Source organism: Frankia sp. EI5c (assembly GCF_001636565.1).
GTDB lineage: Bacteria > Actinomycetota > Actinomycetes > Frankiales > Frankiaceae > Parafrankia.
In genome coordinates, this window is sequence record NZ_LRTK01000006.1 from 151,617 (window position 1) to 176,234 (window position 24,618).

At 75.0% G+C, this 24,618-nt stretch carries 23 protein-coding genes and 1 pseudogene; 19 read left to right on the plus strand and 5 right to left on the minus strand.

Annotated elements, in window-relative coordinates; translation table 11 throughout:
- Window positions 1–19 precede the first annotated feature (19 nt).
- The 8 genes and pseudogenes from UG55_RS04080 to UG55_RS04110 all read left to right on the plus strand — a co-directional run.
- On the plus strand, window positions 20–220 hold the full coding sequence (locus tag UG55_RS04080; protein WP_066063049.1) for a hypothetical protein: 201 nt from the start codon (window positions 20–22) through the stop codon (window positions 218–220).
- A 253-nt stretch (window positions 221–473) separates the two neighbouring features.
- Window positions 474–1,706, plus strand: coding sequence for a DNA repair exonuclease (locus UG55_RS04085; protein ID WP_066063053.1), 1,233 nt, complete (start codon window positions 474–476; stop codon window positions 1,704–1,706).
- Window positions 1,706–5,608, plus strand: a complete 3,903-nt coding sequence (locus UG55_RS04090; RefSeq protein WP_066063056.1) for a histone-like nucleoid-structuring protein Lsr2 — start codon at window positions 1,706–1,708, stop codon at window positions 5,606–5,608. The genes UG55_RS04085 and UG55_RS04090 overlap by 1 nt, the downstream gene beginning before the upstream one ends.
- Before the next feature lie 228 nt (window positions 5,609–5,836).
- Window positions 5,837–6,700: a prephenate dehydratase gene (locus tag UG55_RS04095; protein WP_066063059.1), complete on the plus strand. Its 864-nt coding sequence runs from the start codon at window positions 5,837–5,839 to the stop codon at window positions 6,698–6,700.
- Window positions 6,701–6,723: 23 nt separating this feature from the next.
- On the plus strand, window positions 6,724–7,554 hold the full coding sequence (locus tag UG55_RS04100; protein WP_066063060.1) for a PhzF family phenazine biosynthesis protein: 831 nt from the start codon (window positions 6,724–6,726) through the stop codon (window positions 7,552–7,554).
- 63 nt (window positions 7,555–7,617) lie between these two features.
- Window positions 7,618–7,881: a DUF2277 domain-containing protein gene (locus tag UG55_RS04105; protein WP_066063062.1), complete on the plus strand. Its 264-nt coding sequence runs from the start codon at window positions 7,618–7,620 to the stop codon at window positions 7,879–7,881.
- A gap of 61 nt (window positions 7,882–7,942) precedes the next feature.
- A partial coding sequence (locus UG55_RS45910) for an FAD-dependent monooxygenase (RefSeq protein ID WP_304440385.1) occupies window positions 7,943–8,105 on the plus strand: 163 nt, incomplete at its 3' end.
- A gap of 1 nt (window position 8,106) precedes the next feature.
- Window positions 8,107–9,169: pseudogene (locus tag UG55_RS04110) on the plus strand (FAD-dependent oxidoreductase); the annotation flags it as partial.
- 23 nt (window positions 9,170–9,192) lie between these two features.
- Here UG55_RS04110 and UG55_RS04115 read toward each other — a convergent pair.
- On the minus strand, window positions 9,193–9,666 hold the full coding sequence (locus tag UG55_RS04115; RefSeq protein WP_066063069.1) for a MarR family winged helix-turn-helix transcriptional regulator: 474 nt from the start codon (window positions 9,664–9,666) through the stop codon (window positions 9,193–9,195).
- Window positions 9,667–9,774: 108 nt separating this feature from the next.
- On the opposite strand from UG55_RS04115, the gene UG55_RS04120 reads away from it, so the two are divergent.
- The 4 genes from UG55_RS04120 to UG55_RS45915 all read left to right on the plus strand — a co-directional run bounded on the left by UG55_RS04120 (window position 9,775) and on the right by UG55_RS45915 (window position 12,395).
- Window positions 9,775–10,545, plus strand: a complete 771-nt coding sequence (locus UG55_RS04120) for a pirin-like bicupin family protein (protein ID WP_066063520.1) — start codon at window positions 9,775–9,777, stop codon at window positions 10,543–10,545.
- Between the two features lie 141 nt (window positions 10,546–10,686).
- Window positions 10,687–10,923, plus strand: coding sequence for an AbrB/MazE/SpoVT family DNA-binding domain-containing protein (locus tag UG55_RS04125; protein WP_066063071.1), 237 nt, complete (start codon window positions 10,687–10,689; stop codon window positions 10,921–10,923).
- The gene (locus tag UG55_RS04130) at window positions 10,920–11,327 is read left to right on the plus strand and encodes a type II toxin-antitoxin system VapC family toxin (protein WP_066063073.1); all 408 of its coding nucleotides are present in this window, start codon (window positions 10,920–10,922) and stop codon (window positions 11,325–11,327) included. The genes UG55_RS04125 and UG55_RS04130 overlap by 4 nt, the downstream gene beginning before the upstream one ends.
- A gap of 204 nt (window positions 11,328–11,531) precedes the next feature.
- Window positions 11,532–12,395: a hypothetical protein gene (locus tag UG55_RS45915; protein WP_066063076.1), complete on the plus strand. Its 864-nt coding sequence runs from the start codon at window positions 11,532–11,534 to the stop codon at window positions 12,393–12,395.
- A 30-nt stretch (window positions 12,396–12,425) separates the two neighbouring features.
- Here UG55_RS45915 and UG55_RS04140 read toward each other — a convergent pair whose 3' ends face one another.
- From UG55_RS04140 to UG55_RS04150, 3 genes are all read right to left on the minus strand, one after another.
- Window positions 12,426–13,472, minus strand: coding sequence for an Acg family FMN-binding oxidoreductase (locus tag UG55_RS04140; RefSeq protein WP_066063079.1), 1,047 nt, complete (start codon window positions 13,470–13,472; stop codon window positions 12,426–12,428).
- A gap of 184 nt (window positions 13,473–13,656) precedes the next feature.
- Window positions 13,657–15,261, minus strand: coding sequence for an AAA family ATPase (locus tag UG55_RS04145; protein ID WP_066063081.1), 1,605 nt, complete (start codon window positions 15,259–15,261; stop codon window positions 13,657–13,659).
- Between the two features lie 171 nt (window positions 15,262–15,432).
- Window positions 15,433–17,160, minus strand: coding sequence for a GAF domain-containing protein (locus tag UG55_RS04150; RefSeq protein WP_083986412.1), 1,728 nt, complete (start codon window positions 17,158–17,160; stop codon window positions 15,433–15,435).
- A 733-nt stretch (window positions 17,161–17,893) separates the two neighbouring features.
- Here UG55_RS04150 and UG55_RS04155 point away from each other — a divergent pair.
- Window positions 17,894–18,397 carry an NUDIX domain-containing protein gene (locus UG55_RS04155; protein WP_199865026.1) on the plus strand — a complete coding sequence of 168 codons (504 nt, stop codon included), beginning with the start codon at window positions 17,894–17,896 and terminating at the stop codon, window positions 18,395–18,397.
- A gap of 263 nt (window positions 18,398–18,660) precedes the next feature.
- Complete coding sequence (locus UG55_RS32270; RefSeq protein WP_242423711.1) at window positions 18,661–19,065, plus strand: hypothetical protein; 405 nt, start codon at window positions 18,661–18,663, stop codon at window positions 19,063–19,065.
- A gap of 151 nt (window positions 19,066–19,216) precedes the next feature.
- On the opposite strand, the gene UG55_RS04165 is transcribed toward UG55_RS32270, so the two are convergent.
- On the minus strand, window positions 19,217–20,194 hold the full coding sequence (locus tag UG55_RS04165) for a YafY family protein (RefSeq protein WP_066063088.1): 978 nt from the start codon (window positions 20,192–20,194) through the stop codon (window positions 19,217–19,219).
- 61 nt (window positions 20,195–20,255) lie between these two features.
- Between UG55_RS04165 and UG55_RS04170 the strand changes: the two genes are divergently transcribed.
- From UG55_RS04170 to UG55_RS04190, 5 genes are all read left to right on the plus strand, one after another.
- A complete protein-coding gene (locus UG55_RS04170) occupies window positions 20,256–20,849 on the plus strand; it encodes a pyridoxamine 5'-phosphate oxidase family protein (RefSeq protein ID WP_083986388.1) in 594 nt (197 codons plus the stop codon).
- Window positions 20,850–21,054: 205 nt separating this feature from the next.
- Window positions 21,055–22,248: an acetyl-CoA C-acyltransferase gene (locus tag UG55_RS04175; protein WP_066063092.1), complete on the plus strand. Its 1,194-nt coding sequence runs from the start codon at window positions 21,055–21,057 to the stop codon at window positions 22,246–22,248.
- Between the two features lie 67 nt (window positions 22,249–22,315).
- Window positions 22,316–23,440 carry a CaiB/BaiF CoA-transferase family protein gene (locus tag UG55_RS04180; RefSeq protein ID WP_066063094.1) on the plus strand — a complete coding sequence of 375 codons (1,125 nt, stop codon included), beginning with the start codon at window positions 22,316–22,318 and terminating at the stop codon, window positions 23,438–23,440.
- Window positions 23,441–23,501: 61 nt separating this feature from the next.
- Window positions 23,502–24,227 (plus strand): sulfite exporter TauE/SafE family protein, encoded by a 726-nt coding sequence (locus UG55_RS04185; RefSeq protein ID WP_396230805.1) that lies wholly within the window; start codon window positions 23,502–23,504, stop codon window positions 24,225–24,227.
- A 100-nt stretch (window positions 24,228–24,327) separates the two neighbouring features.
- A complete protein-coding gene (locus UG55_RS04190; RefSeq protein WP_066063098.1) occupies window positions 24,328–24,540 on the plus strand; it encodes a hypothetical protein in 213 nt (70 codons plus the stop codon).
- Window positions 24,541–24,618: the final 78 nt, after the last annotated feature.

Sequence of the window (24,618 nt, forward strand, 5' to 3'; positions counted from 1 at the left end):
CCACCGAGCGGAGGAAACCGTGAGCCTGATCAACAGCCTGCTCGAGGGCCTGGACACGAGCGACCGGGAGCGGACCGTCGGCCTGATCAACCAGAGCATCGCTGCCGATCTGGAGAACGTCGCCACCGGCGCCGGGCCCGCCCGGCAGGTCGACGTGGGCACCCGCTCCCGGGCCCGGCGTTCCGGCTCCAACCGCTCCAGCTCCCGCTCGGGACGCTGACCAGACCACAACCGATCACAACGAGACAACACCAGTTGGACGCCGTACCAACAATCGAACCTGAACACGCCGGCAGTACGCCTCCGTTCGGCGTGGACAGTTCGAGATGCCCGTTTGGGGTACTAGGTTCTGGACGTTCGGCCTTCGCCTCGGCGCAGGGCCGTCCGCGGCTCGCGCCCCGGTGCGGGCCGCGCCACCCGCCCGGAACCGCGCATCATCCGCTGCGCGGGGACGCCCCGACGCCAGAGGGAAGATGCGTCTCGTTCACGCCGCCGACATCCACCTCGACAGCCCGCTGCGCGGGCTGACCCGGCTCGGTGACAGCGACCTCGCCCAGCTGCTCCGCCAGGCGACCCGGCGGGCCCTGAGCAACCTGGTCGACCTCACCGTCGCCCGGCAGGCGGATGCCCTTCTGCTGGCGGGGGACATCTACGACGGCACCTGGCGGGACTACGCGACCGGCCGGTACTTCGTCGAGCAGATGGGGCGGCTGCGGGACAGCGGCGTCCGGGTGTTCATGATCTCCGGCAATCACGACGCCGAGAGCGAGATCACCCGGACGCTCACGCTCCCGCCGAACGTCACGGTCTTCGGGGCCGACCAGCCCGGCACGCACGAGGACCCCGATCTGGGCCTGGCCGTGCACGGGCAGAGCTACGCCACCGCCGCCGTCCACGACAACCTGGTGCGGCGCTATCCGGACGCCCTGCCGGGCCTGGTCAACGTCGGGCTGCTGCACACCGCGGCGGACGGCGCCGAGGGGCATGACAACTACGCTCCGTGCTCGCCGGCGGATCTCGCCCGGGCCGGGTACGACTACTTCGCGCTCGGCCACGTCCACACCCACCGCGTGGTGGCGGGTGGGGAGCACGTCGCCGCCTTCAGCGGGAACCTGCAGGGGCGCATGCCGCGGGAAGGCGGCCCGAAGGGCGCCCTCGTCGTCGAGATCACCCGGGACGCGCCGCCCCGCCTCGAGCATGTGCCATGTGACGTGGCCCGTTGGGCCATGATCACGGTCGACACCACCGGCGCCGACAGCGTCGAGGACGTCCTGGAACGGCTGGCGCGCGAGCTGCGGGCGGCCCGGGAGTCCGCCGGGGACCGCCCCGTCGTCGCCCGGGTGGTGCTCACCGGCGCCTCCCGGGCGGCCGCGGACCTCGCCGACGCCGAGCGGCTGCGCGAGGAGCTGCGGAGCGTCGCCGACGGCATGCGGGTCTGCCTGGAGAAGGTGGTCTCCCGGGTCGCCGACCCGGCGGCGGCCGGCGGCGTCGACCCGGAGCTGGTCGCCTCGGTGCGGGCGGCCTGCGAGTCCCTCGGCGCTCGCCCCGATCAGCTCGCCCCCTGGATCAGGCCGCTAGAGCGGGAGGTCGGGCGGCTGCTGCGCGGCGCCGGCCTGCTCGATCTCAACGACCCGGCCACCCTCGCCGACCTCGCCGGCCGGGCCGGCAGCGGGTTGCTGGCCAGGCTCACCGAGGGCGAGGGCTGATGCGGATCCGGGCGCTGGGGCTGGAGCGCTACGGCGCCTTCGAGAACCGCCGGGTCGAGTTCGGGCCCGGTCTCACCCTGGTGGTCGGGGCGAACGAGGCCGGCAAGTCGACCACCCTGGACGCGCTGGCCGACCTGCTCTGGGCCTTCCGGGGCACCCGCCAGAGCTTCCACTTCGGGCTCGGCGCGCTGAGCCTGACAGCCGAGCTGGAACTGCCCGGGAGGCCGGGCGGGCCCGACGCCGGGCGGGTCGAGGTGCGGCGCCGCAACACCGGCCTACAGACCGTCGCGGACGGCGCGGTGTTCACCCCGCCGTGGGGGCCGGGCGGTGCCGAGGAGCGCCGCCGCTGGTCCCGGGCGTTCGGGCTGTCCCACTCCGAGCTCCGCGAGGGCGGCGCCGCCGTCTTCGCGGGCAGCGGCGACCTGGCCGAGCTCGTCTTCACCGCGCGCAGCGGGCGGGCGGTCCGGGGCTTACTCGAAGCCCTCACCGCCGAGATGGACGGCCTGTACAAGGCACATCGCAACAGCAGGACGTCGAAGCTGCGCACCGCGCTGGCCGACTACGAGCGGCGCGCCGAGCAGGCGGCGTCCTCCATGACCCGGGCGGCCCACGTCGACGACGCGCGGCGGGAGCTGGCGCTGCGCCGCGCCGCCGCCGAGACGACGGCCGGCACGCTGCGCGCCGCCGCCCAGCACCGTGACCGGCTGGAGCAGCGGGTGCGGGCCGCCGGGCACGTCCGGGATCTCGTGGTGCTCCGGGAACGCCGGGCCGCGCTGCTCGCCGCGGGCACCGCTCTCACCGCCGAACAGGCGGCGGTCTTCGACACGAACACCGGCCAGATCACGACCGCCGAGGCCGAGCTCTCCCGGCTGGGTGCCGACCTGCTCGACCGCCGCGCCGCCCGGGAGACGCTGACCGTGGACGAGGCGGTGCTCGCCGACGGCGCCGCGATCACCCGGCTGGACCGGGCCTGCGTGGCCCGGCTCGACGACGACCGGCGGGCCCGCGAGCTGGCCGCCGAGTCGGCGCGGCAGTCGGAGCTGGCCCGGACGCTGCTGCTGGACCTCGTCGGGCCGAACGACGGACGGGACGCCGCCGGGCTGCTCGACCACCTGCACGTGCCGCGGGATCTCGCGGCCCAGCTCGACGCGCTGGCCGCCGCCCTCACCGACCTGCGCGACGAGCTGCGCCGCGCCGAGGATTCGCTGGCGGCCGCCCGGCGGCGCCACGAGGACGCGACCGAGCTCTCACCCGGCGCCGACCCGCTGGCGATCAGCCGGCTCAAGGCGGTGGTGGACGCGGTCAGCAGCGACGGGTCGGCCACCGCGCTGGCCAGGGATGCGATCGCGGCGGCGGCGGAGGCGACGCGGGAGCGGCGGGCGGCCCAACGCCGGGCCGGCGCCCTCGACCCGGACGGCCCGCCGCCGGCGATACCGGGCCGCGGTGAGGTCCGGCTGGCCCGCGAGCGCCTGGAGGACGCGGAGGCGGTTCTTGCCCGCCGGGAGGAGGAGCTGGTCGGCGCGACCCGGGACCTCGACCTCGCCGAGGGCCGGCTCGCCGAGGCCGACGAACGGGACGTGCCGGACCAGGCGGCGCTGGAGCAGGCCCGCGCCACCCGCACGGAGCTGTGGAACCTGCTGGTGACCGCGACCGCCACCGGCCCGGCGGCGCCGGGGTTGACGGGCGAGCGGGCCCGGGAGCTGCTCCCGGTTCTGGCCGCCGGCATCGCCCGCGCCGACGAGGTCGCCGACCAGCTCATCCGGCACGCGGACCTCGCCGCCCGGCGCGGCCAGCTCCGCCGGGAGGCCGCCACCGCCCAGGACCGGGTGAAGGCCGCCCTCGCCACGACCGCGGCGGCGGCGGGCACGGCCGACCAGGCCCGCGCCGCCTGGGAGACACTGTGGCGGCAGGCCGGCCTCGCCGTCCCCGCCCGGGAGGACGCGGACGACGTCCAGCAGGCCGTCGAGGAGGCGCACCGCGCCCACGAGGAGCTGCTCGCGGCACAGGCGCGGCTGCGGGGGCTGGATGCGCAGGCGCAGGCGCAGCGGACCGCGCTGGCCGAGGCGCTGGCCCTGGTCGGCGCCGCGCCCGGGCAGGCCGACCCGGACAGTCTGCTCGGGGCCGCTCGCGGTGTGCTGGAGGAGGACGATCGGGCGCGGGAGCAGCGGGTCGCCGCGCTGCACCTCGGGCGGGCCGTCGAGGACGCCGAACGTGACCGGGACAAGCGGCGCAGCGAGCTGGATGGCGCCGAGCGGGAGTGGCGGGAGCTCGTCCACCAGGCCGGGCTGACGTCCGCCACCGATCCGCGGGGATGGGCCGAGCGCCGGGCCGTGCTCACCGAGGCCACGGCACTGCACGAGCAGGCGCTGCGGGCCGGGCGGGACGCCGCCGAGGCGGCCGGGCGCTTCCATGCCTTCGCCGTGGAGGTGAGTGCCCTCGCCAGCCGGCACGGTCTGCTCGGGCCGGCCCCGGCCGCCGACGCCGCGACACCGGCGGAGAGCACCGCACTCGCGGAGAGCGAGGCATTGGCCGACCTGGTCGAGCAGCTCAGCGCCCGGTACCGGGCCAGCAGCCAGGGCAGGGCCCGGGCCACCGAGATCGACCACGCGATCGCGGGCCTCACCGGCCGCATCACGGAGACGACCCGGCTGCGCGACGTCGCCGCGGCCCAGCTCGACGAGCTGCGCGCCGGGCTGGAGCTGGCACCGGGCCAGACCCTCGCCGACGCGGCCGCCCGCCACCGCGACCTCGCCCACGTCACCGCGGAGCTCGCGGCCGTCGAGGTCCTCCTGCGCGCCACCGCGCCGGCGGAGGAGACCGAGGTGCTCGTCAGCGAGCTGGCCGGGCGCACCGACGACGATCTCCAGGCCGACCTCGCCCGCGCCCGCGAGGACCACGACCGGCACGCCACCGCCCACTCCGACGCCTGGACGTCCGTCGGAACGGTCGAGCGGCACCTGCGGGATCTGGAGAGCGGCGCGAGCGCGGGCGAGCTGCACGCCCGGGCGCAGGAGTCGCTGGCGCTGGTGGCGGAGACAGCCGAGCGTTACGTCATCGCCCGCATCCAGCACGAGACGCTCAGCAACGAGCTGGCAGCCTACGAGCGCCGGCATGCCTCCCCGCTGCTCGCCGACGCGGGGCAGCTCCTCGAACGCCTCACCGAGGGCCGGTACGTGGCGCTGCGGGCCGTCGACCGCGGTGACGGTGCCCGGACCCTGCGGGTCGTGCGCTCGGACGAGCACGAGCTCGGGCCCAAGGAACTGTCCGAGGGCACCTGCGACCAGGTGTACCTCGCGCTGCGCCTGGCGGCCATCGCCCAGCTCCAGCGCGAGCGGGCCGACCGCGGCGAGCCCACCCTGCCGGTCGTCCTCGACGACGTCCTGATGACCTTCGACGACGAGCGGGCGACGGCCGCGCTGCGCGTGCTGGCCGAGTTCGCGCCGGAGTGGCAGATCATCCTGCTCACCCATCACGAGCACCTGACCGACCTGGCCCGGGCGGCCTGCGGCGGCCCGCGGGCCGGGGAGAACGCGCCCGACGGCGAGTGCCCGCCCGGCGGAGAGAGCACGACAGGCGGAGAGAGCACGCTGACCGCGGCCGGCGAGAACCTCGTGACGATCACCTATCTGCCGGGCGCGAACGCCCTGGCTGCGACCCGCCGGCCGGATCACATCCGGGCCGTGGCGGGGATCCCGGCGCCGGCCGAGCCCGGTGACTCCGCGCTCACCCCGGTCGTGGTCGCCGGGGGCGGCGCGTCCCCCGGCACCGGAGGTAACGGAACCGCCGGCCGCGACCCCGGGCGGATCCGCGGCTGGGCCCGGCGGAACGGCTTCGACGTCGGCGACCGCGGCCGCATCCCCCGCGAGATCGTCGAGGCCTTCGAGGCGGCTCACGCCGGCTGACCGCGGCCCCGACTACCCCCGGCCAGATCCCCCGGCCCGGCCACCGCCCGGCGGCCCGGCCACCGCCCGGCCACAGTCCGGCCACAGCCTGCCCAGGCGGTGCCCCGCCCGCGAGCCGGTACCGTCAAACGCGGGGCTCCCGGTGGCGGAGCGCACGGGGACCGACCAGGCAGGGCACGGCCAGGCAGGGCACGGCCAGGCGAGATGGACCGGAGGCAGGAACCGTCGATGAGCGGGCGTCAGAAGATCGCATACCAGGGCGAGCCGGGGGCCAACTCCCACATCGCCTGCCGCGACGTCTACCCCGATTTCGAGGCGGTGCCTTTCCAGACCTTCGAGGAGTGCTTCACCGCGCTGGAGGACGGAACGGTCGGCCTGGCGATGATCCCGGTGGAGAACTCGACCGCCGGGCGGGTGGCGGACATCCACCACCTGCTGCCGAACTCCTCGGTGCACATCATCGGCGAGTACTTCCTGCCGGTGCGCCACCAGCTCCTCGGCCTGCCGAGGGCGACCATGGACGACCTCAAGTCCGTGTACAGCCACCCGCAGGCCCTCGCCCAGTGCCGTAACGCGATCCGCGCGCTGGGGCTCACCCCGGTTCCCGCCGGCGACACCGCCGGCAGCGCGCGCGAGGTCGCCGAGTGGGGTGACGTGACCCGGGCGGCGGTCGCCTCCCGGCTGGCGGCCGAGGAGTACGGCCTGCGGGTACTGCGCGCCGATCTGGAGGACGAGGAACACAACACGACCCGGTTCCTGATCCTCTCCAACGAGCGCCTGCGCGCCGCGTCCGGGGTCGGGCCGATCGTCACCACCTTTGTTTTCAAGGTCCGTAACATGCCGGCGGCGCTCTACAAGGCGCTCGGCGGGTTCGCCACGAACGGCGTCAACATGACGAAGCTGGAGAGCTGCATGGTCTCCGGCGAGTTCGTGGCCACGCAGTTCCTCGCCGATATCGAGGGCAGCCCGGAGGATCCGGCGGTGGAGCGGGCGTTCTCCGAGCTCGGGTTCTTCGCCGACTACCGGATTCTCGGCGTCTACCGGGCAAGTCGGTACCGCGAGCGGTACGGCCCGGCGGCGCAGGGCTCCTGACGGCCGCCGAAGGACTCCCGGACATGCGACGCGCGTTCCGCCAGGTCGACGTCTTCACCGCCCAGCCCTGCCTCGGGAATCCGCTGGCGGTCGTCCTCGACGCCGACGGACTCTCCGCGGCCACGATGCGGCGGTTCGCGGCCTGGACGAACCTTTCCGAGACGACCTTCGTCCTGCCGCCCACGACACCCGTCGCCGACTACCGGGTCCGGATCTTCACGCCGACGGGCGAGCTGCCGTTCGCGGGCCATCCGACCCTGGGGACCTGCCACGCCTGGCTGGACGCCGGTGGGCTGCCCCACGACAGTGACCGCGTCGTCCAGGAGTGTGACGCCGGGCTGATCACCGTCCGGCGGGGCGAGCAGGCGGGGCTGGCCTTCGCCGCCCCGCCCCTGCTGCGCTACGAACCGGCGGACGCCGAGCTGCTGCTGCATCTCGCCGAGGTCCTGCGCCTCGCGCCCACGGACATCGTCGCCGCCCAGTGGGTGGACAACGGCCCCGGCTGGGTTGCCGTCCTGCTGGGGTCGGCCGAGGCTGTGCTGGCCGTCCGCCCGGGGGGTGTCGACCTCAGTGTCGGCGTCATCGGGCCCCACCCCGCGGGCGGGCCGGCCGACTTCGAGGTCCGGGCGTTCAGCCCGTTGATCACCACGGTCGAGGACCCGGTGACGGGCAGCCTCAACGCCTCGCTCGCGACCTGGTTGTTCGACACCGGCGTGGTCAGCTCGCCGTACACCGTCCGCCAGGGCACCGCGCTCGGCCGGGACGGGCGGGTCCGGCTCTCGCTCGGCGGTGACGGGATCGTCTGGGTGGGCGGCGACGTGGTCACCTGCGTCCGCGGCGACGTCGAACTCTGAGCCACCGGCTCGCCGGCCCACCCGTCTCCGGTCCCGCCTCGCCTGGCGACCTACTGTGGAGGCATGTGTCGCAACATCACCGAGCTGCGTGGACTCCAGCCGCCGGCGACCGGGGAGGAGGTCGAGGCGGCCGCGCGGCAGTTCGTCCGCAAGGTCAGCGGCCTGCGTCAGCCGCCGCCGGCCGCGGCCGAGGCATTCGAGGCCGCGGTCGACGATATCGCCGAGGTCGTGCGCCGGCTGCTCGCCGAACTGCCCGCGCGCCGCACGCCACCGGCGACCGTGCCGCCACTGCGCCGGCCTGAGGTGCAGGCCCGCCTCGCCCGCTGACAGCCGCGCCGCGCCGCCCGCGACCGGCTGACCTCCCGGCTGCCCGGGGTAGGCCCTCCTCATGACGTGGGATGAGCACGGCCACACTGTCGAGGTCTGTGTCGTGGGCGGCGGCCCGGCCGGGATCATGCTCGGCCTGCTGCTGGCCCGCGCCGGTGTGCGCACCTGCGTGCTGGAGAAGCACCAGGACTTCCTGCGGGACTTCCGCGGCGACACGGTGCACCNGTCCACGCTCACCCTGCTGGACCGGATCGGGCTCGGCCAGTTCACCCGGGCGCTGCCGGGACGGCGGGTGACCAGCCTGCGGTTCACCTTCGCCGACGGCACCTTCCAGGTCGCCGACTTCGCCCGGCTGCACGGCGATCATCCCTATCTGTACTTCGTCCCCCAGTGGGACCTGCTGGAGATGCTCGCCCGCGCCGCCGCCGAGCTCCCGGCCTTCACCCTGCTGCGGGGCCGCGAGGTGACCGGCCTGATCCGCGACGGCGACCGGGTCGTCGGCGTCCGGGCCGAGGGGCCGTACGGGCCGGAGACGGTCCGTGCCCGGCTGACCGTCGGCGCCGACGGGCGCGGCTCGGTCGTCCGCACCGAGCTCGGCCTGCCGATGCGCCGGTTCGGCGCGCCGATGGACGTGCTCTGGTTCCGGCTCCCCCGCCGGGCGGACGACGGGACGGGCCTGGGCGGCACCGCCGGCCCGGGCCAGCTGCTCATCCGGATCGACCGCGGGGAGTACTGGCAGGTCGCCTACCTGATCCGCAAGGGTGGCTACGACGCGGTCCGGGCCCGCGGGCTCGACTCGCTGCGCCAGAACGTCGCGACGGTCGCGCCCGCCCTCGCCGACCGCGTCGGCGAGATCGGAAGCTGGGACGACGTCCGCCTGCTGACGGTGCAGATCGACCGGGCGCGGCGCTGGCACGCGCCCGGGGCCCTCGTTCTCGGCGACGCGGCGCACGCGATGTCGCCCATCGGCGGCGTCGGGATCAATCTGGCGATCCAGGACGCGGTGGCCGCGGCGCGCATCCTCGCCGGTCCGCTGCTGGCCGGCCGGGAGTCGGCGGCGACACCCACGGCGCGGCAGCTGGCCGCCGTGCAGCGGCGCCGCCTACCGCCGACCGTCCTCACCCAGCTGCTGCAGCGAGGGGCGCAGCGCGCCTTCCTCCGCCCCACCCTGGACGCGACCGAAGTGCTCGCGGCACCCGCGGCCATCAGGTGGATCGCCCGGTTCCCGGCCGCGCAGGGCGCCGTCGCCCGCATCACGGGCGTCGGTTTCCGGCCCGAGCTGCCATGACGCCCGTCGGCCCGTGGCGACCCCTACCGGCGGGTGGGCGGCGGTGGATCACCGGCGGCCAGGCGCGCCAGGACCGCGGCGGCGATGGCGTCCAGTGCCTCGACCTGGTCGCCGGTCAGGACGTCGAACACGTGCTCGCGGACGAACGTGACGTGCGCGGGTGCGGCCCGCTCGATCGCCGCCCGGCCAACCGCCGTCAGGACGACGAGTGCGCCGCGGCCGTCCTCGGCGCACTCCTCGCGGGTGACCAGGCCACGCCGCTGCATGCGGGCCACATGGTGTGAGAGCCGGCTCTGCTCCCAGGACAGCTCCTGGGCGAGCCGGCTCGCCCGCAGCCGGCCGCCCGGTGCGTCGGTGAGGTGGACGAGGACGTCGTAGTCGGCCAGCGAGATCCCCGCGTCCGCGGTGAGCTCGCGGCCCATCCGCGCGGCGAGCTGGCTGGCCATGAGCAGGTAGCGGCGCCAGGCCCGCTGCTCGCGGGAGTCCAGCCAGCGCACGTCGCCCGCGGGGCGCTGGTCCGCCGGGGGGTGGAATGCCCCGCCCTCGAATCTCGTTGACACCACACGTAACTTAATGACACGTCATGTAAATGGGAAGGGGTCATGATGACCGGCGTGGCACCGAGGCCGCAGGTCGACATCCGCCGGGCGAGCGACCGGGGGAAGACGCGGATCAGCTGGCTCGACTCGAAGCACTCGTTCTCGTTCGGCCGCCACTACGACCCGGCCAACACCCACCACGGGCTCCTGCTGGTCAACAACGACGACATCGTGCGCCCCGGCACGGGCTTCGAGACCCATCCGCACACCGACATGGAGATCGTCACCTGGGTCCTGCGGGGGTCACTCGTCCACCAGGACTCGACCGGCAACGCGGGTGTGATCTACCCGGGGCTCGCCCAGCGGATGAGCGCCGGGCGGGGCATCCTGCACTCCGAGAAGAACGACGCCTGGCGCCTGGCCGGCGGCGAACCCCACGACGAGGAGGTGCACTTCATCCAGATGTGGGTTGTTCCGGACGAGCATGGGCTCGACCCGGGCTACGAGCAGCTGGAGATCGACGACGAGCTGCTCCGGGGTGGTCTCGTCACCGTCGCCTCCGGCATGGACCGGCATGACGGGGCGTCGGCCATCCGGATCCGCAACCGGTACGCGGCCCTGCACGTGGCGCGGCTCGCGCCCGGGCAGAGCGTCGAGCTGCCCGACGCGCCCTACCTGCACCTGTTCACCGCCCGCGGCGCGGTCGCCCTGGAGGGGTCCGGTCCGCTGGGCGAGGGAGACGCGGCGCGGTTCACCGGCGCGGGCGGCCAGCGGGTGACCGCCGAGGAGCCGGCCGAGGTCCTGGTCTGGGAGATGCACGCCAGCCTGGCCGCCTGATGCCCGACCAGGTCACCCGGGCCTGGCGATGACGGCGGTCCCGGCGATGACGGCGGGCCGGCGGGTTGCGCCGATCGGCCCGCCGGCCCACCGGCTCTGTTCGGCGGCCTCCGACTGGGATCGGAATGGTAACGTTTTCCCATGGAAGCTGTCGTGGATCAGGCGGGCCGGATCGTGCTGCCCAAGGCCATCCGCGACGCGCTGGGCCTACACCCGGGCACGAGAGTGGATATCTCGGCTTACGGGGCTGGTGTGCAGGTCGTACCGGCCGGCAGAACCGCTCGCCTGGTCGAGGAGAACGGCGTGCTCGTGTCAGCCGGCGACACACCTGTGGACGACGACGTGCTGTTCGGCCTCATCGACGCGGGACGCAGGTGACCGTCGCCGTCGACACCAGCGTCGCCGTCCCGCTGCTCGTCCGCTCACATCTACGGCACGCGGACGTGACGCGGTGGTGGAACGGACAGCGACTCACACTGAGTGGGCACGCCCTGGCGGAGACCTACTCGGTACTGACCAGGTTGCCGGGCGAGGCCCGGCTTTCGGGGCCGGACGCCGCGCGCCTGCTCGATGCGAGGTTCGCGGCGCCGTTGGCGCTGACCGGCCCACCCGCCCGGGAGATCCACACGACCCTGAGCCAGCTCGGCATCGCGGGGGGCGCCGTATATGACGGGCTGGTGGCGCTCGCGGCCAAAGAACACGGCCTGGCCCTCGCGACGCGGGACGCACGCGCGCGCGGAACCTACGACGCGGTCGGGGTCAGGGTGATTCTGGTCGGGTGAGGCCGCAATACGCCTGGCGGGCCGGTCCCTGATCCGCCCGTCCGGCGGGGGCCGGCGGCGTGGAGCATTGCCCGCGGTCGCGGCGGGCCGCAGACTGCCGTCGCATCTCCCGAGGCTCCGTGCGCGCGGAGTCGGCCGACCAGCCGCCCCTGACCTGCGGTGGCCCGCCGACACAGTGCGGCGGAGCACCGAAAGGACGCGAACGTGCGGGCTGTCCTGACCTCCGCGATGCTGGCCTCCGCGATGACGTCGCTGCTGGCCGCGCCGGCCGCGGCCGGCGGCTCCCCCGGACACGCGCCGGGTGCACCGGGCGACACGGGCGTCGTCACGCTCGGGGCCGAGGACCTCATCGGCGACATCGAGATTCACGTGGACCTTGATCCCGCCCCGGAGCCCGGCCTCTTCGGCATCGGCGGCACCGACCTCCCGATCATCAGACTGCCCGGCGAGGCCGCAGATACCGCGGCCGCGGACGGCGCGCGGAAGGTGCCCGCCGTCCCCGCCGTCCCCGCCACGCCCGCCGTCCCCGCCACGCCCGCCGTCCCCTCCCCGACCGTCGTCCCCTCCCCGGCCGCGGGGCCCGCCGCACGGGGCGCACCCGCGGGGCCCGCACCCAGCGGGTCGGCGGCCCGGGGCCGGGGTGGGGCCGGTGGTTCCGCACCCCGCGCGGCGGACGCCCGGCCAGCACCCAACCCGCGGCTACCTGGCTCCCCGCAGGCCGGGGAATCCAGCCCATCCGAGCCGGCCGGCTACCGGCCGGTGCTGGGATTCCGGACGGGCAGTCCGGAGAACGACCTCGGCGGCAGGCAGCCCGCCGGGAACGGCCTGCCCACGGCGGGCCCAGGAAAAGGCGCCGAGAGCGCGGCCGCGCGGACCGCCGGGCCGACCGCGGCCGTGCGCTCCGGCCCGGCCGGTGGGCGCGGCACGGCGGTGAGATCCCCCGCGGAACGGGCCCTGCTCGCCGGGACGACCACCCTTGGCATGGCTCTCGCGGGGCTCGGGCTGGCCGTCGCGCCCGTCTCCCGCGGGCTGGTCCGGCGGGCGGCCCGCGGCCAGCATCGCCGCTGACCGCCGGTCAGGCGATGGCGATCTCCAACATCAGGTGATCTCCAGGATCTCGTCGACGCCGCGGCGGGGTGTGGCGGGCAACGGCGGCAGGGCGGGATCGGGCCGGCCAAGCCGCAGCAGCATCTGGACGTGCCCGCTGGAGCCGATCACGGAACGGAGCTGCTCCCGGCTCGCGTCGAGGTCGATCACCTGGCCCAGCGGCGACGCGGCCAGACCGCGTACCGTCGCGGCCAGCATCACCAGCCCGGTCGCCCCACCGGCGAGCAGCCAGTCGACCGGCCGATCCGCGTCGGTACCGATGGCGACGACGGTCGGTCGTTCCACCTGCCTGGCGGCTCCCTCGGCTCCCGCGGCGGCGCCGTCCCCCACGCCGTTCCCAGGCACGGCGAAGTCGCGCAGCACGAACTCCGACTGGCGGTCCGCGGGAGCGACCTCGACCGCGCTGGGGGGAATGCCGTCGGCCGCCGCGGACGAGTCGCGGCGCCAGCTCCGCAGCTCCTCCGCGTAGGCGGGGTCGCGGGACTCGTGCCAGTCGGCCCGCGAGAGCAGCACCGAGGTCGCGATCCGGGAGTCGGTGTCGTCCACGAACCAGGCCCAGGCGGAGCTGGCCTCGGCGGCGCGGCGCAACGCGGTCACGTCATCGGGGCCGAGCCGGCCACGCTCCCCCGCGATGAACGGGCGCCGGTCGGTGTGCCGGCTGGACATCGCGGCGACCAGGTCGGCCTCGGCGGGGTCGGCCGGCCGCCGGCCGGTCACCCGGAGCAAGGCGAGCGGTTCGTCCGCGGGCGGCGGGCAGGTGGTCTCGTCGAGGTCGCTGAGCACCACCTCCACGGCGAGACCCCGCGACCGCGCGGCAAGGCGCGCGAAGGTGAGCGTGGCACCGCAGCTGAGCAGAAGCTGCCGCCCCTCGGGGTCGACGACCGGCAGCAGCCGGGCGGGGTCGGCGAACAGGTGCAGGCCCGTGGCGTCCAGCTGCCACCGCCAGGGCTGGGTGTTGTGAATCGACGGCGCGAGGGCGGCCAGCCCGACGATCGCGCGGGCGTCGTCCTCCGTCAGACGCATGGCGGTGCCGACCATGACCCACTCCCGTCCGTCGACCCTGGCGCCGACCCTGGCATTGTCGACCCTCCAACCGGAGCATGCCCCGCCTGCCCGCCCGAGGTCCGTCGTACCCAGGATGTCGCCCCTCAGACGGCGGCCTGGATGAAGCGGTGCCCGGAGGGACGCGGCGCCCAGATGCGGCACTCAGACGATGCCGCACTCAGACGATGCAGCGCTCGGCGGCGTGGAACGCCTCCCCCTCGGGAACCGCCGTCTGGATCACCCTGGCGGTCGGCCAGGGCTCGGCCCACGCGCTCATCGCCCGGTGCACGACCGACGTGGTGCCGGCGGTGTCGGCGGTGGCCCGCAGGCCCTCCCCCGGGGACACTCCCCGCTCGGCGGCGTCCCGGCGGGCCAGTCGCGCCGCGGCCACCTCGGGCGAGGTGACACAGCGCAGCTCGATCAGCTCCGACGAGGTGTCCCGCGCCAGCCGCGCGGCCGCGGCCCGGTGCCTACCGTCGGACCAGGAGGCGTCAATGATCACGGTGTCGCCGCGTTCCAGGCCGGCGCGCGCCCGGGCCAGCAGCTCCGTGTACGTCCGCGCGGTGGTCTCCGACGCGAGCGGCCACACGTAGGAGTTGTCGCTGCCCGGGACATCCACGGTGAACTTCGCCCGCACCAGGTCGGACCGGATCAGCACCCGGCCGTCGTCGCCGGCGGCGAGCCGGCCCGCCAGCGTCGACTTGCCGGTGCCCGGAAGGCCGCCCACCAGCACCAGCCGCACCCGCGCGCGGCGCAGCCGCCGGTAGGAGATGTCGGCGAGCCGCCGGGCCTGTTCCCCGGCCCGCCGGGCCGACTCCGGCCCGGCCGTGCCCGCCACCGCGGCGCCGGCCGCGGCGACCGCGTCGACCAGTGCCTGGTAGGCGATATGCAGGTGCTCCAGGGAGCGCGGATGACCGCCGGCAACGCACGCCCGGTATTCGCGCACGAGGCTTTCGGCGTCCTCGGGTACGCCGAGCCGCTCAAGGTCCACCGCGAGCAGCGCGATGTCCCCGAGGACGTCGCCGTGCCACCCGTCGCCGCCGAGCCGGCCCAGGATGCGCGGGCCGTCGTCCAGGCAGTAGATCCCCTCGGCCCGCAGAGCTCCGTGACCGCCCCGGATCCAGCCGTCCCGCGCGCGCGTCGCCAGCAGGCCGCCGCGACCGGCGAGATACGCCCGGGCGAGCCGGCCGATCTCGCCCACCACCTCGGTGTCCAGCACCGTCCCGCGGAACGGCTCGGCAGCGGCGAGCACCGCGTCCCACCGCCGCGCGGTCAGCTCCGGACCGTCCCCGCCGCCGTCGGCACACCGGCTGGACGGACCGAGTTCCGCGTGGAAGGCCGCGACCGCGCGGGCGATGGCGCGCAGCGGCGCCTCCAGCCGGTCGCCCCGCCGGACCAGGACCGCGAGCTGCCGGCCGGCGGGCAGGCGCCGCATGACGACGGCATGGTCGCGCGGGGCGCCGCTGTCGTCGACGACGTCCGCCACGCCCAGGTAGACCCCCGGGGCGAGCGGCCTGTTGCGCCGCACCTCGGCCCGGCAGGCGGCCAGGCGCGACAGCCGGCCGTGGAACCCCGGATCGTCCGGGTCCACCGGCCGGCGCCGTTTGAGCACGCGGTCGCCGGAGAGGTACAGCAGCGCGGCGTCGGTCTCGACGACCTGCCCGCCGCCGGCTGTCGGCCCACCGCACGTGACGTGCCCACCGCCGGCGGCCTGCCCACCGCCGGCCGGCCGGGCCCAGACCTCCGCCGGAACGGTCATCGCGGCCACCTGCTCGACCGGCATCGCACCTCCCGAGCCCCCGCTGCCCGCCAGGTAACCATCGTGGCGGGCGCGGGCCCGGTCGAAGACCCGCGAGGGACCCCGGTACGCGGGCCTTTCGTACCGGCCCGCCCAGTCGTCGGTCCCGGCGGGAGACCGGTCGCCCGCGGCCGGCCTGACGGCCGGTGGGCGGGCTCAGGGCAGCGGGACCGACCAGCGCAGGCAGGTTCCGCCGGTCGGACCGGCGGCGACGTCGAAGGTGCCGCCCAGCTCCTCGGCGCGGCTGCGCAGGTTGTGCAGGCCGCTGCGCCGGCCGGTGCCGCCCAGGCCCACCCCGTCATCGGTGACCTCGGCGCGCAGCCATCCCTGGCTGACCGACACCACCAGCTCGACCCGGCTGGCGCGCGCGTGCCGGACGACGTTCGACAGGCTCTCCCGCACGACGGCCAGGAGGTGGTCGACCACCACCCCCTCCACCACGCTGTCCAGCGGGCCGTCGACGCGCAGCCGCGGGCTGAAGCCGAGTGCCTCGCCGATCTCCTCGACTATCTCGACCAGCCGGGCGCGGGCCCCCGGGCCGCCGGTGGAACGCCGGCCGCGCAGCTCGAACACCGTCGAGCGGATCTCCCGGATGGTCGCGTCGAGGTCGTCGACATAGGTGCTGAGGCGACCGGCCGGCTGCGGGCGCTCCTCGGCCGCGGCCATGCCCTGCAGGCCGAGCGCCACCGCGTAGAGCCGCTGCATGACGTGATCATGCAGGTCGCGGGCGATGCGGTCGCGATCTTCCAGGACGAGCAGCCGGTCCCGGGTCGCCCGGGAGGTGGCCAGGTTCAGGGCCACCTGGACGTGCCCGGCGAAGGTGGCCGCCATGTCGAGGTCACTGTCCGCGAACGGCCGGCCGGCCGGCCGGCGGGCGAGCACCACGGCGCCCGCCCGGGTCTGCGCGCCGACCAACGGGATGACCATGAGGGGGCCGACCTCGACCGCGCCGATGCCGGAACCACCCGGCTCGGCGGCCGCGTCGTCCACGAGCAGCGGTCGGCCGGCCGCGACGGACCTCCCGGCGAGGGTGCCCGCGGCCGCCGCGGCCCGGCCCGCCAGGGCGTCCGCGCCGGGCCCGTCGGCCGCGTCGACCAGCAGCTCCCCGGTGGCCTCGTCGGCGAGCAGGACGCAGGCCAGGTCGGCGGCGGCGACCTCGCGGGCGCGGCCGACGATCAGGTCGAGCGGATCGGAGCCGTCCGCCAGCAGGTGGCGCATGATGTCCGCGGACGCCTGCAGCCACTGCTGGCGGCGCTGGGCGGCGCCGAACAGGCGCGCGTTCTCGATCGCGACCCCGGCACTGGCGGCCAGCGCCAGGACCATCTCCTCGTCCTGCGCGGTGAAGCGCCGCCCACCGCGTTTGTCGGTCAGGTAGAGGTTTCCGAACACCTCGCTGCGGACCTTGATCGGAACCCCGAGGAAGGTGCGCATCGGCGGGTGGCCGGGCGGGAAGCCGACCGCGTGCCGGTGCGCCGAGATGTCGTCGAGGCGCACCGGCCGGGGCTCGGCGGTCAGCAGGCCGAGCACACCGTCGCCACGCGGTAGGTGACCGATGCTGCTGACCAGGTCGGCGTCCATGCCGACGTGGATGAACTGCTCCAGCCGCCCGTCGCGGGCGATCACGCCGAGGGCTCCGTAGCTGGCGTCGACGAGCTCGCAGGCCGCTTCGGCGATCCGCCGCAGGACGACCTCCAGGCTCAGGTCGGCCGCCACCGCGCGATGGGCCCGCAGCAGGCCACGCAGCCGTCCCTGGGTGGTCATCACCTCCTGGGCGCGCTCGACCAGCTGTGCCATCAGCTCGTCCAGCTCAAGACGCCCGGGGCCGGGCGGCGTGATCTCCCCGAACGAGTCCGGGACGTCCAGGAGCTTCTCGCTGTCGATCATCTCCCAGTCCTCTCGGCCGTCCAGAAGCTCGCGGACTCGTCGGGTTCCCCCGACCTCCGACGGCTCCACCGGCCCGCGCGGCGCCGCGCCGGGCCCGAGGCCACCGCCGGTGCCGCCGTCAGAGCGGGGTTGCGCACCGGCGCCCTCAGGCCACGGGTCCATGGTTCACAGACGCTATCGAACATCGGGGAACCACCGCCTCCACATCGGGCGACCTCGTCGCCCTGCGTGACCGCCACGCCGCCCCGGCAGCCGGCCGGGAGGCGGGTGCGCGGCCGGATGCGCTGGTCATCACAGCCGGCCGCGGCCGGCGAGACGGGTGCCACAGGTACCGGCCGGATCGGGCCTTCCGGCACCCCCGGGGCCGGCTGCGCCGTCAGCACCCCCACCGGTGGGCGTTGCGGTCAATCCGCGCACTTCCCTTGCAGCAACACGTCCGGGCCCGGATGATCTGTGCGCAGGCTGGTGCCGTGGCTGTGCCTGATCACCCGTGGAGGCAGTGTTGATCCCTGACCAGCCGCCGGCGCGCTCCGGGCCGCGCCCCGCCCCACCGGCGGGCGACGGGCGGACTCGGACCCGGCAGGTGGTCGGGCGGCTCGCCGTGGTCGCTCCAGGGGTGGGCCGGTCCGCGGTGGGCCGGTCCGCGGTGGGCCGGTCCGGCGCTCCCGGGTAGGCGGCCTTGTACGCCTCGCGAACGCTGTGTCTGCCCGTCGATCTGCGGCTGATCATCAGCATGACTGACACCGTGCTGCTGACGACGTCCGACGCTCCGGCCGGGCGCCGACGGACCGCCGGCGGTGGCGGTGGCGGTGGCAGTGGCGGCTGCGCCACCCCGCCGGCCGGCGCCTGGCGACTGCCCGGCGGCGCGCTGCGGCTGGGGGAACCAGCCCGGGAGACCGCGCTCCGGCTGGCCGCGGAGGCCGTCGGCTCCGAGATCACCGAACCTCAGCTCAGCCTGGTCCACACGGCTCATCACCGGCTCGGCGGCGAGGAGCGGGTGTCGCTGTACTTCGCGCTCCACCGCGACGCCGCGCTCTCGGGGGCCCGTCCGGGCCGGCCGGGGCCCGAGACCACCTGGCAGCCGCTGGCCGGCCTGCCCGCGGGGCTGGAGCCACTCGACCGTGCGGTCCTCGCCTCCTGGCGCCGCGCGGAGCCCTACTCCGAACCCGGTTGGCACCCCGTCCGGCCGCCGTCGCCGAGCAGCCTCTCGCCGCTGGAGACACTGCGCTCCCACTGACCCCGCAAACAGCCGGGCCGGCGGGCGCCGGCGCAGCGGGCGGGCTCCGGGGGCCGCCGAAGGGAGTCCGCGCGCCACACTGGGCCGCCGGGGAGGCCGGATTCCCTCATCCGGCCCCCCGTATGGTGGACCGGCCCGGAAAATCGTTACGGTCGATGCCGCATATGTGGTCCGGACCCGTGGGCAGGCGTAAACAATTGGCCCGACGGCGCCCGACCGTCCGGAGCTCGGATTCGTCCGCAAACCACGAAGGGGGACGGCTCTTGCCCGGCCGCGACATCGACTATGACCGGCCGACGCTCATCGGATGCGGTCGCTGCGATGTGCGTTGGACGGCGCTGACCGCGGCGCACTGCCCGACCTGCCACGAGACCTTCGTCGGCTGCGAGGGCTTCGACGCCCACCGGGAGAGCGGGCACTGCCTGCCCCCCGGGGACGCCGGTCTGCAGGCCGACGGCGGCTACTGGCGCCGCGAGGGCGAGCGGGCACCGGGCCGCCTGCTCACCGTCCCGCGCCGGATCGCCACCACCCCGGTTGTGCGTCAGGCCGACCGCCGGCGGGCCGGCCGCCTTCCCGGAGGCAATGCTCCGAGTTCGGAGGGCACCTCCGCGCAGGGGGATACTCCGGGCATCTCACCGGGCTCGCCTTCGTACCCCCGCACCGCCTGACACCTCGATTGCGAACAGCCCGCACGGGGGCATCTCCATCTATCCCCGGCCCGGACGGGCCGATTCCCCGGCGGATTCGCGGGCCGGGCCGGCAAATCCCCGGCTTCTCCCGAACCTCGCCGGCCTCCCGCCCGGGGGCGGCTTTCCGGGCTCACCCGTTCAGGGCCGCCGTCGTCCGGGCCGAGTCGGCGAGATCTCTGCGCAGCGATTCCGGGGCGAGCACGCGGACGTTCGGTCCCAGCGCCCACAGCTGCGAGTGGGCCACCTCCGGGTCCTCGAACCACACTTCGAGCTTCCGCCACCCGTCGGCATCCGGCTCACCGGCGGTGGCGAGCGCCCGCCGCACCGCTAGCGGATCCAGTTCCCGGGCGAGGATCCGGACCCCCAGCGGTGAGAGCGCCAGCCGCGCCGGCCAGCGGTGCAGGGTCCGGGCGAACTCCTCGTTGGCCGCCGCCCACCAGCTGGCCAGCTGGAAGTCGCCGGGCCGGGTGAAACCGTCCGCCGGGGCCGGCACGACGCTCGCCGCGATGATCCGGCTCACCCGGTAGCTGCGGAGCTCCTCCTCGTGGCGGGCCACCAGGTACCAGACACCCGCCTTGAGAACCAGGCCCAGCGGATCGACCCGTCGTCGGACCGCCCGACCGGGCCGCCCGTAGCGGAGGTCGAGCCGGCGCCCCGACCACACCGCCGCGGCGACGGTCTCCAGACAGGGCACCGGTTCGGCGGCGGCGAACCACCCGGGTGCGTCGAGGTGGAACCGCTCCCGGACCAGCCCCGCCCGCGCGCGCAGCTCCGGTGGCAGGGTCGCCAGCACCTTGTGCTGGGCCGCCGTCGCGACCGCGTCCAGCCCGAGACCGGCGAGCGCCTCCCCGCCGGCGCCGGCGAGCAACAGTGCCGAGGCCTCGTCACCGGTGAGCCCGTCCAGCCGGGTGCGCCAGCCTTCGACCAGCCGGATCCCGCCGCGTGGCCCCGGTTCGGACCAGACGGGCACGCCGGCCTGGGCCAGCGCGGCGACGTCCCGCCGCACCGTGCGTACCGAGACCTCGAAGCGGGCGGCGAGATCGGCGGCCGTCGCGCCGCCGTGGGCCTGCAGGTGCAGGAGGAGGGCCATCAGCCGGCTGGAGCGCACCCGGCGAAAGTAGCCCCGATCCCTGACAGGAGATGTCAGGGATCGGGGCGAGGCTGAGGCCATGACAAGCACACCGAGCACCTCTTCGAGCGGATCGCGAGGCGGCCGGGAGGCCGGGCCGGGAACGCCGGTGGCGAGCTGGCGCGAGTTCGAGTCCGCCGAGCCCGACTTCGGCCGGTACGCGCGGGAACGCTTCGCCAGCTTCCGCCATCACGTCCTGGCGACGGTGCGCGCCGACGGCTCGCCGCGGGTGAGCGGTATCGAGACCAGCTTCTGCCTGGACGAGCTGTGGCTCGGCGGCATGCCCGGCGCGCGCAAGTCGGCCGACCTGCAGCGCGACCCGCGGTTCGCGCTGCACGCCAATCCCGGGCCGGGTACCGACCTGGACGGGGGTGACATACGTGTCGCCGGCCGGGCCGTGTGCGTCGACGATCCGGTGATCCGGCGCCACTTCGTGGAGGAGATCTCGCCGCCGGTTCCGTTCGACCTGTTCCGGGTGGAGATCACCCAGGTGGTGCGCATCCGGGTCGCGGGCGAGGAACTGGTGATCGAGACCTGGCGCCCCGGTGGCCATGGCCTGCGCGTGCTGCGCCGCGGCAACGACGCCGCCGCCGACCCGGCGGACGAAGAAGCAGTGACACACAACACACCGTGACAGAGGACACGCCGGGCCCACACCGGCAGAGTCACCGGAAAAAGCGAAAAAACCCTGCGCCCGGGCGTAAGAGGGCGCCGCTGGTATTTGTTGACCGTAACGAGCGGCCCCTCATACGTTCGTTGCTGAGCGTAGCGCTGACGCCCGGTTACGGCGGTGCCGCGGCGCCGCGAAGGTTCATGCCGGCGTCCGGTTGGGGAGTGCCATGGAAAACGCGGTCATCGTCGACATCGTCCGCACTGCGTCCGGCCGGGGGAAGCCCGGTGGTGCGCTGTCCGAGACGCACCCGGTCGAGCTCCTCGCGGCCACGCTGAAGGCCCTGGTCAGCCGCAACGACTTCGACCCGGCCCTGGTCGACGACGTCATCGCCGGGTGTGTCAGCCAGGCGGGTGAGCAGACGGCGAACATCGCCCGCAACGCCGTGCTCTCCGCCGGCTTCCCGGAGTCCGTGCCGGGGACCACCGTCGACCGGCAGTGCGGCTCCAGCCAGCAGGCCATGCACTTCGCCGCCCAGGGCGTCATCGCCGGCGCCTACGACGTCGCGATCGCCTGCGGCGTCGAGTCGATGAGCCGCGTCCCGATGCGCTTCGCCTCGGTGGGCCGGGACCCGTCCGGGCCGGGCATGCGCGCCCGCTACTCCGAGGGCCTGGCCAACCAGGGCGTGGGTGCCGAGCTGATCGCGGCCAAGTGGAAGCTCAGCCGCGAGGAGCTCGACGAGTTCTCCGCCCGGTCCCATCAGCGCGCGGCGGCGACCGCCGCGGCGGGCGGCTTCGACAACGAGATCATCCCGTTCGAGGCCGTCGCGCCGGACGGCAGCACCTTCACCCACACCACCGACGAGACGGTCCGCCCGGCCACCACGGCCGAGGGCCTCGCCGGGCTGAAGCCGTCCTTCTACACCGAGCAGTACGCGCAGCGGTTCCCGCAGATCGGGTGGCACATCACCCCGGGCAACTCCTCGCCGCTGAGCGACGGCGCGTCCGCCGCGCTGATCATGAGCGAGACGAAGGCGGCCGAGCTCGGGCTGCGGCCGCGGGCGCGCTTCCACTCCTTCGCCCTGGCCGGTGACGACCCGCTCTACATGCTCACCGCCCCGCTGCCGGCCACCCACAAGATCCTCAAGCGCTCCGGGCTGAGCCTGGACGACATCGACGCCTACGAGGTCAACGAGGCGTTCGCGTCCGTCCCCCTGTTCTGGGCCAAGGAGCTCGGCGCCGACCCGGCGAAGCTCAACCCGCGCGGCGGGGCGATCGCGCTCGGCCACCCGCTGGGCGGCTCCGGGGTGAAGCTGATGGCGACGATGATCAATTACCTGGAGGCCACCGGCGGGCGCTACGGTCTGCAGACGATGTGCGAGGGCGGCGGCATGGCCAACGCCACGATCATCGAGCGTCTCTGACCCGGCGGGCCGGCACCGCCGGCCCGGCCACGGACACCGTCCGCCCCAGGTGCCTCCAGGAGGAAGTGTGACCGGTCCGCTCAGCGGGCTGCGGGTCGTCGAGCTCGCAGGTATCGGCCCCGGCCCGCACGGCACGATGATCCTCGCCGACCTGGGCGCGGACGTCGTCCGGATCCAGCGGCCGGAGCTGGGCGACGGCCCCGAGGACTGGCTGCTGCGCGGCCGGCGCCTGCTGCGCGTCGACCTGCGCAGCCCCGACGGGCTGGCGCAGACGCTGGATCTCGTCGAGCGGGCCGACGTCCTCATCGAGGGATACCGGCCGGGGGTGGCCGAGCGGCTCGGGCTCGGGCCGGAGCAGTGCCTGGCCCGCAACCCCCGGCTGGTCTACGCCCGGATGACCGGGTGGGGCCAGACCGGCCCGCTCGCCCACCGCGCCGGGCATGACATCAACTACATCTCGCTCACCGGCGCGCTGCACGCCATGGGCCCGGCCGACGAGCGGCCGCCGGTGCCGCTGAACCTCGTCGGCGACTACGGCGGCGGCTCGATGTTCCTGCTGGTGGGGATCCTCTCCGCGCTGCTGGAGCGGGAGCGGTCCGGCGCCGGGCAGGTGGTCGACGCGGCGATCGTGGACGGCACCAGCGTGCTGCTGCAGATGATGTGGGCCTGGCGGGCCATGGGCGACTGGCACGGCTTCGGGCCCTGGTCCGACGAGCGCGGCACCAACCTGCTGGACGGCAGCCGCCCCTTCTATGACACCTACACCTGCGCGGACGGCCGGCACGTCGCCGTCGGACCGCTGGAGCCGCAGTTCTACGCCCAGCTGTTGAAAGGGCTCGGCCTCGACGAGGCGGGCCTGCCCGGCCAGTTCGACCCGGCCGGCTGGCCGGAACTGCGGAAGGCGTTCACGGCCGCCTTCGCCACGCGCACCCGGGACGAGTGGGCGGCGCACTTCGCCGAGACGGACGCCTGCGTCTCGCCCGTCCTGAGCCTGGGCGAGGTCGCCGACAACCCGCACATGTCGACCCGCGGCGCCGTCGTCGACGCCGACGGCGTGACCCAGGCGGCTCCGGCGCCGCGGTTCTCCCGCAGCGACACCCCGCTGCCCGGTCGCGCCGCCTTCAGCGACCCGGGCACGATCCTGGCCGAATGGTCCGGCGCGCCGAAGGCAGGCGCACCACCGGCGGAGTGACCCGTGTTCCTCCCCGCCCGGCCGGGCCGGTGACCGACTGACCGCGGTCGACGCCCTGCTGCTGGCCGGGGCCGGGATCCTCGCGGGCATCACCAGCACGGTCGCCGGCCTGGCGTCACTGGTCTCCTATCCGGCCCTGCTGGCGGTCGGCCTGGAGCCACGGACCGCGAACACGACGAACACCGCGGCGCTGCTGTTCGTCGCGCTCGGCGCGGCGGCGGGCTCCCGCCCGGAGCTCGCCGGGCAGGGCGGGCGGGTGGCCCGCTTCGGGCTGGCCACGCTGTGCGGCGGGGCGACGGGGGCGGTGCTGCTGCTGACCACACCGGCGCGGGCCTTCGAACTGGTCGTGCCGTGGCTGATCGCCGGCGCGGCGGTGCTCCTGCTGCTCTCGCCGCGGATCGTGGCCGCGCGCGGAGCGGCCCCCCGGCGAGGGCCGGCGCTGCCGCTGTCGGTGTTCGGTGTCGCGGTGTACACCGGCTACTTCGGCGCCGGCGCGGGGGTTGCCCTGTTGGCGATCATGGCGGTGATGATCCCGGAGCCACTGGCCAGGGTCAACGCCGTGAAGAACGTGGCCTCGGGCTTCTCCAACGCGGTCGCCGCGTTGCTGTTCACCGCCCTGGGCTTCGTGGCCTGGGAGGCCGCCGCGCCACTCGCCGCCGGGCTGCTCGCCGGCGGAGCGCTCGGGCCGAGGATCGTGCGGGTCCTGCCGGCCGGGCTGATGCGCTGGATCGTCGCGGCCGCCGCGCTCGGACTCGCCGCCTCGCTCGCCGTCGACGCCTACCGCTGACCTCGCCGGGCCGATCCGGAGCCTCGGGAAGATTAGCACCGCCGCATCGGGGTATTCGCCGAGCCAGCGGATATTCCCCTCTTAACCGAAGGAGCGACCGATGGTAGCCCGGGTCAGGACTCGGACGTACGGCAGTGTCAGCCTCGGATTTCTTCTCTACCTGGCCATCGGACTCATCATCACCATCAGCCAGGACTACTGGAATGTCACCGACTGGGATGACGCCACGCTGCGCCACTTCTTCACCGCGGTGGTGGCGACGCTGGGCTGGCCGCTCGCCATCTTCTACACCTTCGGCCTGGCGCCCCGGTAGTTCCGAGCGGCCGGAACGGGCAGCCGGTGGGCCGATCAACAGGTGTCCCGCCCGGTGCCTCCCGGTGACGGGGCCGCC